12 protein-coding genes, 1 tRNA gene and 2 pseudogenes are annotated in these 15,198 nt (G+C 62.6%); 9 read left to right on the top strand and 6 right to left on the bottom strand.

The genetic code is table 11. From position 1 onward, the window contains the following. Nucleotides 1-411 precede the first annotated feature (411 nt). Nucleotides 412-485: transfer RNA gene (locus D9R08_RS18715), tRNA-Cys, on the bottom strand. 160 nt (nucleotides 486-645) lie between these two features. Between D9R08_RS18715 and D9R08_RS18710 the strand changes: the two genes are divergently transcribed. The 4 genes from D9R08_RS18710 (at nucleotide 646) to D9R08_RS18695 (ending at nucleotide 4,973) form a co-directional block, all read left to right on the top strand. Further along, the gene (locus tag D9R08_RS18710) at nucleotides 646-1,299 is read left to right on the top strand and encodes a protein-L-isoaspartate O-methyltransferase family protein (RefSeq protein ID WP_121899641.1); all 654 of its coding nucleotides are present in this window, start codon (nucleotides 646-648) and stop codon (nucleotides 1,297-1,299) included. A gap of 43 nt (nucleotides 1,300-1,342) precedes the next feature. Further along, complete coding sequence (locus D9R08_RS18705; protein ID WP_158599053.1) at nucleotides 1,343-2,716, top strand: TolC family outer membrane protein; 1,374 nt, start codon at nucleotides 1,343-1,345, stop codon at nucleotides 2,714-2,716. 136 nt (nucleotides 2,717-2,852) lie between these two features. Further along, nucleotides 2,853-4,049 carry a prolipoprotein diacylglyceryl transferase gene (locus D9R08_RS18700; RefSeq protein WP_121899639.1) on the top strand — a complete coding sequence of 399 codons (1,197 nt, stop codon included), beginning with the start codon at nucleotides 2,853-2,855 and terminating at the stop codon, nucleotides 4,047-4,049. Between the two features lie 69 nt (nucleotides 4,050-4,118). Then, nucleotides 4,119-4,973, top strand: coding sequence for a rhomboid family intramembrane serine protease (locus D9R08_RS18695; protein WP_121899638.1), 855 nt, complete (start codon nucleotides 4,119-4,121; stop codon nucleotides 4,971-4,973). A 175-nt stretch (nucleotides 4,974-5,148) separates the two neighbouring features. Here D9R08_RS18695 and efp read toward each other — a convergent pair whose 3' ends face one another. Then, nucleotides 5,149-5,712: an elongation factor P gene (gene efp / locus D9R08_RS18690; protein ID WP_121899637.1), complete on the bottom strand. Its 564-nt coding sequence runs from the start codon at nucleotides 5,710-5,712 to the stop codon at nucleotides 5,149-5,151. A 224-nt stretch (nucleotides 5,713-5,936) separates the two neighbouring features. Here efp and D9R08_RS18685 point away from each other — a divergent pair, with 224 nt between their 5' ends. Next, nucleotides 5,937-6,248, top strand: coding sequence for a DUF6280 family protein (locus D9R08_RS18685; RefSeq protein WP_121899636.1), 312 nt, complete (start codon nucleotides 5,937-5,939; stop codon nucleotides 6,246-6,248). A gap of 49 nt (nucleotides 6,249-6,297) precedes the next feature. Here D9R08_RS18685 and D9R08_RS18680 read toward each other — a convergent pair whose 3' ends face one another. Beyond that, nucleotides 6,298-7,179, bottom strand: a complete 882-nt coding sequence (locus tag D9R08_RS18680) for a LysR family transcriptional regulator (protein WP_121899635.1) — start codon at nucleotides 7,177-7,179, stop codon at nucleotides 6,298-6,300. Between the two features lie 108 nt (nucleotides 7,180-7,287). Here D9R08_RS18680 and D9R08_RS18675 point away from each other — a divergent pair, with 108 nt between their 5' ends. The 3 genes from D9R08_RS18675 to D9R08_RS18665 all read left to right on the top strand — a co-directional run bounded on the left by D9R08_RS18675 (nucleotide 7,288) and on the right by D9R08_RS18665 (nucleotide 12,429). After that, on the top strand, nucleotides 7,288-8,832 hold the full coding sequence (locus tag D9R08_RS18675; RefSeq protein ID WP_121899634.1) for an NADH-quinone oxidoreductase subunit L: 1,545 nt from the start codon (nucleotides 7,288-7,290) through the stop codon (nucleotides 8,830-8,832). 19 nt (nucleotides 8,833-8,851) lie between these two features. Then, nucleotides 8,852-11,296, top strand: coding sequence for a YbcC family protein (locus D9R08_RS18670; RefSeq protein WP_121899643.1), 2,445 nt, complete (start codon nucleotides 8,852-8,854; stop codon nucleotides 11,294-11,296). Nucleotides 11,297-11,691: 395 nt separating this feature from the next. Continuing rightward, complete coding sequence (locus D9R08_RS18665) at nucleotides 11,692-12,429, top strand: integrase arm-type DNA-binding domain-containing protein (RefSeq protein ID WP_121899633.1); 738 nt, start codon at nucleotides 11,692-11,694, stop codon at nucleotides 12,427-12,429. Nucleotides 12,430-12,464: 35 nt separating this feature from the next. Here D9R08_RS18665 and D9R08_RS18660 read toward each other — a convergent pair. Continuing rightward, a protein-coding gene (locus D9R08_RS18660; RefSeq protein WP_121899642.1) for an IS3 family transposase occupies nucleotides 12,465-13,807 on the bottom strand; the annotation gives its coding sequence in 2 pieces (ribosomal slippage) (nucleotides 12,465-13,480 and nucleotides 13,480-13,807; 1,344 coding nt in all). Nucleotides 13,808-13,893: 86 nt separating this feature from the next. Between D9R08_RS18660 and D9R08_RS18655 the strand changes: the two are divergent. Beyond that, nucleotides 13,894-14,079 (top strand): annotated as a pseudogene (locus D9R08_RS18655) (IS3 family transposase); the annotation flags it as partial. A gap of 177 nt (nucleotides 14,080-14,256) precedes the next feature. On the opposite strand, the gene D9R08_RS18650 reads toward D9R08_RS18655, so the two are convergent. Then, nucleotides 14,257-15,014, bottom strand: a protein-coding gene (locus D9R08_RS18650; RefSeq protein WP_121899632.1) for an IS5 family transposase whose coding sequence is annotated in 2 segments (ribosomal slippage) — nucleotides 14,257-14,684 and nucleotides 14,684-15,014 — 759 coding nt in all. Because the reading frame shifts where the segments join, the coding sequence is not laid out codon by codon here. 75 nt (nucleotides 15,015-15,089) lie between these two features. Further along, nucleotides 15,090-15,198, bottom strand: a pseudogene (locus tag D9R08_RS18645) (IS5/IS1182 family transposase); the annotation flags it as partial.

Here is a 15,198-nt window from a genome sequence, read left to right as displayed (position 1 = left end):
TACAACCATCACCGCCCACACTCGAGCCTCGACGGGCTCACCCCTTGGGAGTATCACAAACGGTCAGAAGAGGACCAAACCCTGAACAGAGCTAACCTATAAACGCGGACTCCAAGGGGAGCAAGTCACGTGGAATAGCTCCCAGGCGCGTTCCTTCGCTTCCTCCAAGTCGTCCGTCTTCGTGCTCCTCACGATGCGCTTGCCGTTTTCCAGCGTCAGCCGCGCGTACCAGTTGTCGCCTCCGTTGCGCTTATGCGCCGAGAGAGCTGATAAGTGTTCACACGTTTGGCGAGGAATTTGGCTCTCATGACTCACAATTTGTAGCACAGTGCGACCCGCAACCTGTGCTCCAAGACCCTGAAAACATAGGGTATATTGGAATCATTGGGGATTTTTCGTAAAAAGAATGAGTGGAGGCGAGTACCGGAATCGAACCGGTGTACACGGATTTGCAATCCGCTGCGTAACCACTCCGCCAACTCGCCCGAAGCCCATGTTGCTTAGATTTGACCGCGACCCGCGTCAAGGGCATCCTTGGGGCGCGCCGGGGGCGGACAATGGTCGCGGCTTCCGCCATAGTTATTGCGAAGCCGGGGCGCATGTGCCATCACAAAGATGCCGAAATTAGACTTATTGGTTCAGTTCATGACCGACTACACGTCTCGCCGTACCATCATGGTCGACACGCAGGTGCGCCCCTCGGATGTGACGAAATTCCCGATCATCGATGCGATGCTCTCCGTCCCGCGCGAGGCCTATATGCCCGATGGCAAGCGTGATCTCGCCTATGTCGGCGCCCATGTCGACCTTGCTCCGGGGCGCGTCGTGCTCGACCCGCGCATTCAGGCCAAGCTGCTGGATGTGCTGGATGTCACGCCTGCGGATCTGGTGCTCGATCTGGGGCCGGGGCTTGGCTATTCCACCGCCCTTCTGGCGCGGATGGCCGAGGCCGTGGTCGCGGTCGAGGAAGACGCGGCGATGGCGTCGGAGGCCGAAACGACCCTTGGCGATCAGGGGGTGGACAACGCCGCCGTGATCGAGGCGCCGCTCAGCGAGGGCAGCCCGAAACACGGGCCCTATGATGTCATCTGTATCGAGGGCGCGATCGAACGCCTGCCCGAGGCGATAGCCGACCAGTTGAAGGACGGGGGCCGGATCGCGGCGATTTTCATGGATGGCGCGCTCGGCGAGTGCCGCATCGGGCTGAAGCACGGCGGCCGGATCAGTTGGCGCATGGCGTTCAATGCCACCGCGCCGGTTCTGCCCGGGTTCGAGGCCGTCCACAGTTTCGAGTTCTGAAAGGCCCCCACACGCCCCGAAACCCTGCGATGAGGCACGATACATGACGCGATCATTCAGCACCCTGGCCGCAGCCCTCGCGATTGCCCTCACCGTCGGCGGAATGAGCGGGGCGGCGAAGGCCGACACCCTGCGCGCCGCCCTCGGCGATGCCTACGAGAACTCGGACCTGCTGGAGCAGAGCCGGTTTCTGGCGCGGCTGCAGGATGAGGGCGTGGCGCAGCAGATATCCGCGCTGCGCCCGATCGTGAACTTCATCGCCAACAGCACCTGGAATTCGGTGACCGATACCACGGTCAACAGCCTGACGCTGGTCGGTGAGTTGCTGGTCTATGACAATGGTGGCCGCCAGCGTCTGGTCGAGGCAGCGCGGGAATCGGTTCTGTCTGCGCGTCAGGGTCTGATCAATTTGGAGCAGCAGGTGCTGCTGGATGCGGTCACGGCCTATATGAATGTGTGGCGCGACATTCAGGTGGTGCAGGTGCGCGAAAGCAATGTCCGCGTCCTGACACAGCAATTGCGCGCCGCACGCGACCGGTTCGAGGTCGGCGAGGATACCCGCACCGATGTGGCCCAGGCCGAGGCCCAACTTGCCGCCGCAAGATCCAATCTTGCCGCCGCGCGGGGTCAGCTTGAGATCAGTCAGGAACTGTTCGTCCTTGCCGTGGGCCGCCCGTCGGAGGGTCTGATCGGGCCGGGTGCCTTGCCGGATCTGCCGGACACGGAGGCCGAGGCCGACCGTCTGGCGCGCCAGCAGCATCCCCTGATCCTCGGCCTGCAGCATGAGGTGCGCGCCGATGAGTTGTCACTGGCCGCCGCGCGGACGGATTACGGACCGTCGGTGTCTCTCAGGGCGGAAACCGGGGAGGCCTTCGGCGACCGTTCCAATGGTGTCACCAACACGCTCAGCCTGACGCTGACGCAACCGATCTATCGCGGCGGGCAGCTGTTTTCGCTGGAGCGCAGCGCCATCGCAACCCTGAACGCGACAGAGGCGGAGTTGCATCAGCAGGTCCGCCTGATCGTCCAGTCCGTCGGCAACGCCTATGCAAGGCTCCGCATCGCGAACGCGCAGATCCAGGCCTCCGATCAGCAGATCCGCGCGGCGCAACTGGCCTTCGACGGGGTCAGGGAGGAGGCGTCTCTCGGGGCGCGCACGACACTTGATGTTCTGGACGCGGAGCAGGATCTGCTCGACGCGCGGATCAGCCGGATCGAGGCGCAGGCTGACCTCTATGTGGGCGCCTATGCGGCTCTGGCGAGCGTGGGTCTGCTGACGGTGGAGCATCTGAACCTCGATGTGCCGCAATATGACCCTACGGCCTATTCCAATGCTTTCGGCAATGCCCCCACCCGGTCCGTTTCGGTGCGGGGGCAGCGGCTCGACGGGGTGCTGGAACGGATCGGCCGGGACTGAACGGGCTGGGACCAACCCCAAGAAGTTGCAGGGCTATTTAGCTATCCATTGTGCCAAATCGTCTGTGCTTGTATCCTTGCGGCTACAACAACATCCGCTTTTGCGGGGAATCGAGGCGAGTTGAGGAGTTTGGCGCATGTCTGATCCGGCGAAATCAGAGGCGATAGAAGATGTTCTGTCGTCGATCCGACGGCTGGTTTCCGAACACCATCCCGACCCCGCGGGGGAGGTGGAGGCGCCATCCCGCGCGGATGCCGAAGCCGACACCACGGCGGCGGCGGACGCCGCGCCTGACGGCAAGCTGGTGCTGACCCCGGCCTTGCGCGTCTCCGACCCGGATGACCCGTGGCGCCCGATCACCGCCAGCACCGAAGACCCGGATGCCCATGATGAGGATGACGCCGCGGAGATATCCGACAGTCTGGCCACGGCCGAGCCTCAGGGCCAGGACGGGGCGCCGGAGATGACTGTTGCGGGCCTGACCGAACCGGATGGGGAGACGACCGGGAGTGCCGCCATGGCGGAGCAGCCCGTGCCCGCCGATCAGGGGGATGAGCCCGAAACCGGCTATGATCCGGCCCCGTTCGAACCCGATCAGGGCGATATCGACTGGCCCGATCCAGCCGGTGCGGATGCAGCGCTGGACGTGGCCGCCATGCGGCAGGCGCGGGAGGAGGGGCCTGCGGCGGAGGACGCCGAGCCGGCCGAAACGCCCGAGGAGACCACCGCAGAGATACAGATGGGCGGGCATGATGCCGATATGCCGGAGGCCGGGTCGGAGCCGGATCTGCCCGGGACCGCCCTTGAGGCCGGCGCGGCGCCGCAGGACGACGACGCGGGCGCCCCCGCGAAAGTGGCGAGCCGTCCCGAGACGGTGGCGGACCTCCATCCGGCCGGGCACGCCGCCGGCGCGCCGGCGGAGGAGTCCATTGACGCGGTCGCGGAAGCAGCCGGGCCGCCCGACGATGACGGCGTTGATGACATCGCCGCCGCGGATCTGCCGGGGGACGACCGCGCCGCCGAGGTCACACCGCCATTCTTCAGCCGAAGCTCCGCCCGCGACCGCGTGGTCAATCTGAACGCCGAGCTTGATGGCCCCAAGGGCGATGACGGTCTGGAGGATGTGGAGGATCTGGGCGACGAGACGGGTCTCTTCTCCTTTCCCGGCGATGACCGGGAGATGACCATCGACGAAGAGGTCCTGCGCGAGATCGTCAGCGAGATCGTGCGCGAGGAGCTGCAGGGCGTTCTGGGCCAGCGGATCACGCGCAACGTGCGCAAGATGGTCCGCCGGGAGATCCGCATGGCGCTTGCCGCGGAAGAGCTGGAGTGACCCGGGGCCAGATTGCCGCGACGCGTGCTTTCGGCTTGACCTGAGCAGGCAACGGGCCAGTCTTGACCCATGTTTCCGATCCGCGATCACAACCCGTCCGACCGGACCCCTGTCGTAACCTACGCCTTGATCGCGATGAATATCGTGATCTTCCTGAGCTACTTCCCCGCCATCGGCGGCAGCGAGATCCAGTTGATGGGGTTCTATGCCGAATGGGGGCTTGTCCCGGCGGAGGTCGTGCGCGGGCAGGAGGCCCATACGCTGATCACCTCCATGTTTCTTCACGGCGGCTGGATGCATCTGATCGGCAACATGCTCTTTTTGTGGATATTCGGAGATAATCTGGAAGATCTGCTCGGCCATTTCGGCTTTCTGACATTCTACCTCGCCTGTGGCCTTGTGGCGGCACTCGGGCAGATGCTGGCTGATCCGGGCTCAACCATCCCGATGGTCGGCGCATCCGGCGCAATCGCCGGCGTGATGGGCGGGTATCTGTTGATGTTCCCGCGTGCGCGGATCGACGTGCTGGTGATCATCGTGATCATCTTCAAGATATTCACCATCCCCGCCTGGCTCATGCTGGGCCTGTGGTTTGCACTGCAACTGTTCAACGGGCTGTCGATCGATGCCGCGAATGGCGGCGTGGCCTATTGGGCGCATGCGGGCGGGTTCGTGGCTGGCGTGCTGTTCATCCTGCCGATCTGGCTGCGCCGGGGCGGGCGGGATTACTGGGCCATCACCCATGGAAAACCGCCCCATGAAGACGTGGCGTACCGCATCACGCGCACAAGCGGCATTCCCCGGATCCGCCGCCGGAACCTGCCGCCAGGCGCCGATGGCCGCGCCTTGGGCGATCTGAGCCGGATACCCCGCACGGGCACCCGGCGGCGCGGCGGCTCCCCTTGGACAGGTGGGCGCGACTAAGGGCTCCGCCCCGGGGCTACGCCGTCGCGGCGGGCGATTGACGGGTCCGCCATCGGCGACCCCCATGCCACACCCTGTGTGCAGGCTGCCGCAACGCCGGTCGGGGGCGCCCCGGCGTTATCTGACAGGACGATCCGGGCTTGCGCGGCGGTCTGCGTTCGGGGCGTGCCCCGCGTCAGGCGCGTTCGGAATATTCCATGGTTTCGGTGTTCACCACGATATCCTCGTCCTGCCCGACGAAGGGCGGAACCATGATTTTCACGCCATTGTCCAGAATTGCGGGCTTGAAACTGTTCGCTGCGGTCTGGCCTTTGACCACCGGCTCGGTCTCCACGATCTTGCAGGTGACCTTCTGCGGCACCGTCGCGTTCAGCGCCTCGTCCTCGTAGAACTCCACGACGATGGTCATTCCATCCTGAAGGAACGGGCGACGATCGCCCAGCAGATCCGCCGGCAGCTCGATCTGCTCGTAGGTCTCGGCATCCATGAAGACGAGCATCCCGTCGGACTCATAGAGGAACTGCTGGTCCTTCTGTTCCAGACGCACCCGCTCGACCTTGTCGGCGGAGCGGAACCGCTCGTTCAGCTTGGATCCGTTGCGGAGGTTTTTCATCTCCACCTGGGCAAAGGCTCCGCCCTTGCCAGGCTTCACGTGATCGACCTTCACCGCGGCCCAAAGCCCGCCGTTGTGTTCAAGCACGTTTCCGGGGCGAATCTCGTTTCCGTTAATCTTTGGCATCGTCTGAACCTTGTCAAAACCGTGGCAGAACCTTGCGAATTGGTTGATGCGACCTATATCTGGCGGCTTAGGGGGTGGCAATACACCGAGTTCAGTGCAGTTTTCCGCCGAGTGATGCACAAGGCGCATATCACATATGCAATTATTGCATCGCAGAATCACACAAGAACCGGGCATAAGAGACGCCACGCCGAAAATGCAAGAGCAATAAAAAGGACGACGAAATGCGAGATTTCGTTGATGGCACTGCCTTCAACTTCGAACAGGGTCAACGGTCGCGCAAACTGTTTGCCGCCGTTGTGCTGGCTGCGTTGGATGACGCAATCGCCGACGACAAGAAATATGGCAATGGCCCGGAACAGATTGCCCGTTGGGCCCGCTCCCGCGACGGGCGCGAGGTTCTGTCCTGTGCGGGTATCGACCCGAACGAACGGGTCGTTTCCGGGCTGATGGCCTTTGTCGGCAATGGTGTGCGGACATCCGTGGCGCTCAGCCGCGAGGAAAGCGAACGTCGGAACCAGGCCGAAGCTGCCTGATCTGGTCTGCCAATTGTATTGAAAAGCGCGTCCTTGGGGGGCGCGCTTTTCACGTTCGCGGGGTGTCCTGCAGGACACGCGCGAGAAGCGGGTTGGGAAACTGCCGTGGCAGCGTGATCGCCCAGAAGGCTTCATGCAGGTCTTCCAGTTGCTCCGCTTCCACCAGAAGTCCCGTCTCCAGTTCGTCCCGAACCACGATCGGCGGCACGAGGGCCAGACCCGTATCCTCCCGGACCAGCAGGCGCAGCATCGCCATGTCATCGGCCTCGGCGGCGATCACCGGATTCACGCCGATCCGGTCGCAGATCCGGTCGAACTGCCTGCGAAGCGTGCTGCCTTCGGCGGGCAGGACAAGAGGCGTGTCGCGCAAGATATCCGCCACCGGGCGGCCCGGCGGTAGGCGATGGGGGTGGCCCACCAGCCGCACGGGCTGGTCGTCGATCCGGTGGCTGCGCCATGGCGTCGCCGCGTCATGGCGCGGCGCCTCGTTCAACAGGACCACATCCAGACGAAGCGCCTCCAGCTCTGCCAGCAACTCACCGAGCGACCCGGCGCGCAGCACCACCGAGACATCCGGCTGCCCCAGGAGGGGCCGCAGGAAGGACAGCTGGAAGTTTCGCGACAGCGTGGCCAGCGCGCCTACCCGCAGCACCTGCCGCGCCGTGCCGCGGCCAGCCAGCGTTTCCACCAGCTCGGTGCCCGCGTCGAAGGCGGTATCGGCGTAATCGAGCGCGATCCGGCCCGCCTCCGTCAGGTGCAATGCACGCCCGCGCCGTTCGAAAAGGGCATGGCCCAGCCGATCCTCCAGCGTCTTGATCTGGGTGGAGACGGCCGATTGCGCCACGCCGAGGCTTTCCGCGGCGCGGGTCAGGTTGCCTTCATGGGCTACGGCGTGGAAGGCGCGCAGATGGGTATAGTTGAGCTTTGCCATAAGTTCTAAAATATAGAACGTTATCGTAATAACAATATATTTTTCATCGCCATTGCAGATCGTTAAACCGTCCGGAACCGACACTTGCAATTTCAAGGATCCGTGCCGATGACTGCCCTTGCCTATCTCGCCCCTCTGGCCTTAATCGCGGCTGCGCTCATGGCGCTGACCGGCCCGGGTATGCGCCCCACGCGGGCCATCGCGGTCACCAATATCGCCAGCCTCGTCGCCCTGGTCACTGCCGGATGCGTTGCGGTGGCGGTCATGCTCAACGGCCCGATGACCAGCGCGCTGATCGGCGCGAACGGGCTGGGCCTGCAACTGCGGCTGGATGCGCTGTCGGCGGTCATGGTGCTGCTGGTCAGCTTCATCGGCTGGGTCGTTCTGCGCTATTCGCGCAACTACATGGACGGGGATCCGAGGCAGGGCCAGTTCATGGGCGGGCTGTCGCTGACCCTTGGCGCGGTCACTCTGCTGGTTCTGTCCGGCAATATTGTCCAGTTGATCCTGGCCTGGATGCTGACCAGTCTGTCGCTCCACCGCTTGCTGATGTTCTATGGCGACCGGCCCATCGCGCGCCTTGCCGCAACCAAGAAATTCCTCTTCGCCCGGGTCGGGGATGTCTTCCTGATCGCGGCGGGCATCATCCTGTTCAACGGCTTCGGCACCGGAGAAATCGCCGTCATCGCCGGTCAGATACAGGCCGGGGAGATCCCGGCGGGGGCCACATGGGCCGCGGTTTTCCTGGCCGTCACCGCACTTCTGAAATCCGCGCAGTTCCCCACCCATGGCTGGCTGACCGAGGTGATGGATGCGCCCACGCCTGTTTCCGCACTGCTGCATGCCGGCGTCATCAATGCGGGCGGCTTTCTGGTGATCCGTTTTGCCGATCTGTTCCTGGCCGCCGTGCCCGCGATGCATCTGCTTGCCATTGTCGGCGGGGTGACCGCCGCGCTGGCCTCGCTGGTGATGCTGGCGCAGACCTCGATCAAGGTCAGCCTCGCCTGGTCGACGGTTGCGCAGATGGGGTTCATGCTGCTGCAATGCGGCCTGGGGGCGTTTTCCGCCGCACTTCTGCATATCGTCGCCCATTCCCTCTACAAGGCGCATGCCTTCCTCGGCTCCGGCTCGGTCGTCGATCAGGCCCGCGCCAAGCTCGGCCATCGGCTGGCACTGCCCAAGGCCTCCGATATGGGGCTGGCGATCGGCGTGTCGGCGGTTGCGGTCATCGGCATGGGCTGGCTCTTCGGCGTGACCTTGGAGACCAAACCCGCCCTTGTCGTGCTCGGCGCGATCCTGGTTCTGGGGCTGGCACATCTTCTGGCCCTGTCGCTGGGGCAGCAGGCGCGCGGGCCGCTGGTGGCACGGGCGGCCCTGGCCGCGCTCAGCCTCTCGGCGATCTACTTCGCCCTGCAGTTGGGAACCGAAATGCTGGTGGCCAGCGTGGTCCCCGAAACGGGCGCCGTCGGGTTCGGAACCGCGCTGATCATGGTGCTGATGCTGGCGCTCTTTGCGGTGACGGCCTGGGTGCAGATCCGCGCCCCCGGCGCGCTGGCAGAAGGGCGCTGGCACAGCCTCGCCGTTCATCTGCGCAACGGCTTCTACGCCACCACCTATCTCAACCGGGCGCTCGCGCCGAACCTGAAAGCCTGAGCCGTTGGAGACCGAAGACATGACCCTGATCACCCCCATCACCGCAGACCTCACCTCCGACGCGATTGCCGGGGCCGCCGATATCGCGGGCCGTCGTCTGGCGCCGATCTGGCCGCTCAGCAGCTTCGTCGCGGTCAATCCGTTCCTTGGCCTCGCCGATCGCGGCATCGATGACGCGATGGCCTATGTTGCCAAAGTGTCGGGCGGGAAGATGGCCCTGCCGCGGGCCCAGTATGCCGAGGCGATCGCCACCGGCCGGATCGCACCCGAGGATCTGGACCACGCCGTGACCCAAATGCCCGACGTGGCGCGGGATGGCCGGGAGTTGGCCACGCTGGCCGAACAGCCCGAGCCGGGCGCGCCGGAGACCTGGCAGACCATGGCCGATCTGGCGGCGGCGGAGACCGGGCAGGACTGGCCCGCGCGCGTCACACAACAGATCGCGGGGTTCGCGGCCGCCTATTTCGATGGCGGGCAGGCCGCGTGGAAACCGACCTGTGAGGGCGGTCTCTGGGAGGCGTGGAAAGCCGAGGCGACACTTGACCGGAGCGCCGAGATCATGGGCATCTCCGATGCGCGTGCCACAATCGCCAATCTGCCGGCAAGCGCAGATGACGCACTTGTCTGGGCCACCCATGAGCTGGGTCTGTCCCATGCCGCACTGGCCGATTACTTCACCCGGCTGCTCTACACCATCTCCGGCTGGGCCGGGCATGCGCGCTACAGGCTCTGGCAGGCCGAACTGGCGGGCGGGACGGAAACCAGCCTGCGCGACCTGCTGACCGTCCGGCTGGTCTGGGAGGTTCTGCTGCTGCCCAAGGCAAACCGCGGAACATGGGAAGCGGCTAAGGCCGCCTATGTCGATGCTCCGAAGGCCGGGGCGGGAGACCGTGTCGCGCTTGCGCTTCAGATCGCCTATGAACAGGGCTGGCAGCGGCGCGTCTTCGCGGAGCTGGGTCAGGGCGCGCCTGCGCCTGCCGAGGACCGGCCCGCCGTTCAGGCCGCGTTCTGCATCGATGTCCGCTCCGAGGTGTTCCGCCGGGCCCTTGAAACCACCATGCCCGGGGTCGAGACCATCGGATTTGCCGGGTTTTTCGGCGCGGCTCTGTCCTATCGCCCCCTTGGCGCGGCCGAGGCGACCGCCCGCTGTCCGGTCTTGCTGAGCCCGGCGGGCGAAGCGGCGGACGAGGCGAATGCGGAACTGGCGACAACCCGTCAGGGCCGGATCGCGGCCAAATCGGTCTGGACCCGGTTCAAGCAGGCCGCAGTTGCCAGCTTCGGCTATGTGGAGACGCTTGGCCTGACCTATGCGCCGAAGCTGCTGGCCCAATCGTTGCGCACCACTACGGCCCTGGGGCAGGGGCATGCGGGCCTGACCGCGGCCGAAGCGGCAACGCTGGCCCCGGCGCTTGACGCCATCCCGCCTGCCGATCGGGCCGCGACGGCGGCCACGATCCTTGGCGCGATGTCCATGGCCAAGGGGCCCTTCGCCCGGATCGTGATGCTGGCCGGCCATGGCGGGCAGTCGCTGAACAACCCGCATGCGGCGGGTCTGGATTGCGGTGCCTGCGGCGGCCATACCGGAGAGGCCAACGCCCGTCTGGTGGCGCGGCTGCTGAACGATCCGCAGGTGCGCGCCGAACTGCCCGAGCACGGTATCGACATGCCCGAAGATACGGTCTTCGTCGCCGCGCTGCACGATACTACCACCGACGAGGTCGCGCTGTTCGACACCGCCGCCCTCGTTCCGACCCATGGCGAGGATCTCCTGTCGCTGCAAAAGGCGCTGAGAGATGCGGGGGCGCTGGCCCGCGCCGAAAGGTCGAACCTGCTGACGCTGGATGCCGGGCTGTCGCTGGACGCCGCAATCGCGGCGCGGGCGCAGGACTGGTCGCAGGTGCGGCCGGAATGGGCGCTCGCGGGCTGTGCGGCCTTCATCGCGGCGCCCCGTCACCGGACCCGTGGCACCGATCTGGAAGGCCGGTCCTTCCTGCATTCCTACGATTGGGAAGCGGATGCCGAAAACGGCTATGGCGTGCTGGAGCTGATCCTGACCGCGCCCCTGGTCGTGGCTAGCTGGATCAACCTGCAATACTACGGCTCCTCCATGGACAACCGCGTGTTCGGCGCGGGCAACAAGGTGCTTCACAACGTCTCCGGACTGGTCGGCGTGCTGGAAGGCACCGGTGGTGATCTGCGCCCGGGTCTGCCGTTCCAGTCGGTCCATGACGGGGAGCGGCTGATCCACGAACCGCTGCGGCTGTCCGCCGTGGTCGAGGCACCGGTTGAGGCGATGAACGCGATCATCGCCAAGCATGACGGGCTGCGCGACCTGCTCGACAATGGCTGGGTGCATCTCTTCCAGATGGACGCGGACGGCAAGGTGGCCGAGCGCTATGTGGGCGATCTGAACTGGGAGCCGGTCGAGGGTGGCGCGGTGCAGACCCCAAGTGCCGCGGCCTGACGGGGCAGGGCGTGCACGCCCGAGGTGACAGGAAAAAGGGGCATGGATGGATCGCCATGCCCCTTTTTTCTCTTGGCGATGAAGGTTGGCGGGTGCGCGCGCATATCGGATTTACGTGAAGGACGGCTGCCGTTTTCCCGCTGCCCGGGCGCGGTGAAAAGACGGGTTGGTGGCCGCTGTGGGACTCGAACCCACACGCCCGAAAGCCTCGGATTTTAAGCCTGCCCACATGGTCTATCCTTTCCGTATCCGGCGACCTGTCTTTGCCCGATAACGGTCTGGAACCTATAGGCTTTTTCTAGGTTCAATCCACCGTTTCTTTCCCGGCGTGCGACGGGGCTGGATTCCTGGAAGCCCCTGTTTGGCTCCCGGAAACCCGCAGAAAGGAAACGCCCATGGCCAAAGCCAAACTCACCAAAACACTGGTCGACAAGTCCGAGCCAGGAGATCGCGAATATGAGGTCCGCGATACAATCACACCGGGGTTCCTGCTGAAAGTCCTGCCATCAGGTCGAAAGGTCTTCATGCTGAACTACCGCACCAATGCGGGCATACGTCGCAAGCCGTCTATCGGTCGGTATGGCGAACTGACCGTCGAGCAGGCGCGTGATATCGCAAAAGACTGGCTCGCTGACGTTAGACGCGGCAAAGACCCAAGCGCTGCAAAAAAGGAATTACGAGGCGCGCTGACAGTTGCCGAACTCTGCGATCGCTTCATCGAAGACTACTGCAAAGAACACAACAAGCCGAGTTCCGTCAGTCGAAACGAGAGCATCATCAAGTGTCATCTGAAACCGAAGCTCGGCATTATCAAAGTGCCGGAACTGGACAGAGCCGATGTGCTGAAGGTCATGGCCGGAATGAAGTCAACACCCGTTGCTGCCAATCGCATGCTCTCGGCATTGCGAAAGATGATGAACCTTGCCGAGCTCTGGGGGGAGCGGCCCGATGGCTCCAATCCGTGTCGTCACGTTCCGAAATTTCCGGAGAAAGGAAAGACTCGGTTCATTACCGACGACGAGATGATCCGGCTGTTTAGCTACCTCGATAGGGCCGACCGGGAGGGCCTAGAGCACCCCTTCCTACTTCTAGGGTGTCCGTCGTCAGGGTTATTGGAACCAATACAGGCCTGAACTGAGTGAGAGTTTGGCTCATCTGGTTAGTTTGATTATGCGACGTGCTGGCGGTGATGCAAGCGGCGCGTTTCGAGCGTCTTTTGTTTGATCCTTTCTCTTTGTTTTAGAATGGCTTTGTCACGCCCGAAGTAGACGTCGGCAGGTGTGACGTTGTTGATGCTCTCGTGATATCGCTGATGATTGTAGTGATCGACGAAGGCTTCAATCTGTGCTTCGAGATCGCCCGGCAGGAAGTAGTTCTCCAGCAAGATCCGGTTCTTCAAGGTTTGATGCCATCGTTCGATTTTGCCTTGGGTCTGAGGATGATATGGCGCACCGCGTGAGTGCTTCATACCCTTGTCCTGTAGCCATTCAGCCAAATCGCTCGAGACATCGCCGGAGCCATTGTCGCTCAGCAGGCGTGGTTTGTGGACGACATGAACCTGATCACAGCCAGATGCCTGCAAGGCCAGATCAAGGGTTTCTGTCACATCCTCAGCCCGCATGTTCGTGCAGAGTTTCCATGAGATGATGTAGCGACTATAATCGTCCAGAACTGTGCTGAGATAGAACCAGCCCCAACCCATAACCTTCAGATAGGTAAAATCGGTTTGCCAAAGCTGGTTGATGGCCGTTGTCTTATGCTCAAATTCACTCGCAGCTTTCAGCACGATGAAAGCAGGGCTGGTGAGCAGGTCATGCGCCTTTAGCGTGCGATACACTGTAGATTCCGACACAAAGTAGCGCTCTTGATCGGTGAACGTGACAGCCAGTTCGCGCGGTGACAGCTCTGTTTCTTTTAGAGCGAGATCCACGACCTTGCGCTTCACTTCGGCGGGCACCCGGTTCCAGACATGCTTTGGTTTGGGAGTTTGGTCATGCAGACCAGCCGCGCCGCGCTGTAGATACCGATCATACCAGCGGTAGAATGTGGTGCGGGGGATACCCAGCTTGGCCAATGTCCGGCGTGCCGAAAGATGGCTCTCTTCGACCAACCGAATGATCTCCAGCTTCTCAGATGCAGGGTATCTCATTCGTCGTCGCCCCCATCCCCGACCATGCTTTTTTTGAGCAGCCGAAGTTCAAGCGTTTGCTCTGCCACAACCTCCTTCAGATCATGAGCTTCGCGGCGCAGGTTTTTGACCTCGTCGCTTGTCGCTGCACGCGCTGTGTCACCGGCAAGCCGTTTCTTCCCAGCTTCCATGAAGTCTTTGGACCATTTGTAATATAGGCCCTGAGATATTCCCTCACGACGGCACAGCTCAGCAATACTGTCCTCGCCGCGCAACCCATCCAGAACAATCCGGATCTTCTCTTCAGCCGAATACTGTTTGCGCGTGGCCCTCTTGATGTCTTTGACGATCTTCTCGCCAGGGCTCTTCGTTGTCTTTCTCATCGTCCACTCCTTGGTGGCTACGATGAGCAACAAACACTCTCTTAGCAAATACCCCTATTGGGAACCATAGGCGCTGACGTCAGACACTCGAAGCACAGATTGAAGCCTTCGTCGATCACTACAATCATCAGCGATATCACGAGAGAATCAACAACGTCACACCTGCCGACGTCTACTTCGGGCGTGACAAAGCCATTCTAAAACAAAGAGAAAGGATCAAACAAAAGACGCTCGAAACGCGCCGCTTGCATCACCGCCAGCACGTCGCATAATCAAACTAACCAGATGAGCCAAACTCTCACTCAGTTCAGGCCTGTATTGGTTCCAATAACCCTGACGACGGACATATCAGAAATCAGGACAAAAAATTCACGCCATTCTGTATCGGATACATATGGATTTGAACGCGCTTCATTAGCCTTAAGTGCGTTATGATCTAGGGTCAGGACTCATAGCCAGTAGATGACGAGTGCGGCCAGGGCGATGGCTGATAGGAAAACCTTCGGGCACCTATCGTATCGGGTCGCCACACGCCGCCAATCCTTTAGCCGTCCGAACATGATCTCGATCCGATTTCGGCGTTTGTAGCGGCGCTTGTCGTATCTGACCGCATTGTTCCGCTGTTTCCGGCCAGGGATGCAGGCACGTATCCCTTTGTCTTTCCACGCTTCCCTGAACCAGTCGGCGTCATATCCGCGGTCCCCAAGCAGCCAGTCGACATCAGGCAGGCTGCTGAGCAGTGCCCGCGCGCCGATGTAATCGCTGACCTGACCGGCGGTGACGAAGAGGTTGAGAGGTCGGCCCTGGCTGTCGCAGATGGCATGCAACTTAGTGTTCATGCCGCCTTTGGTGCGGCCTATCAGGCGTCCACGCCCCTCTTTTTGACGCCCAAACTGGTCGCAGTGCTGTGAGCCTTCAGGTAGGTGGCGTCGATTATCACTGTCTTTTCTTCACCGTGCTCGGCCGCCAGACCGGCCATCATCAGGGCGAAGATACCCTTGTCGCTCCACCGCTTCCAACGGTTGTACAGTGTCTTGTGCGGCCCATAAGCAACCGGGGCATCGCGCCACCGCAAGCCATTGCGATTGATAAAGATAATGCCGCTCAGCACCCGCCTATCATCGACGCGAGGCTTGCCATGGGACTTCGGAAAGTAGGGCTCAAGACGCGCCATCTCCGCGTCGGTCAGCCAGAAAAGATCAGACATATCACCGCTCGTTTTTCGAGCCGTGAATTACGCCAAACTGCGGAAATCAATGGGTCCTGACCCTAGGGTCAGGACTCATAGCCAGTAAATGACGAGTGCGGCGAGAGCGATGGCTGACAGGAAGACCTTCGGGCATCGGTCGTAGCGGGTTGCCACGCGTCTCCAATCCTTGAGCCTGCCGAAC

The organism is Rhodophyticola porphyridii (assembly GCF_003688285.1).
Classification (GTDB): domain Bacteria; phylum Pseudomonadota; class Alphaproteobacteria; order Rhodobacterales; family Rhodobacteraceae; genus Rhodophyticola; species Rhodophyticola porphyridii.
The sequence above is the reverse complement of the archived record's forward strand: the minus strand, read 5'-3'. Positions and strand labels throughout refer to the sequence as shown.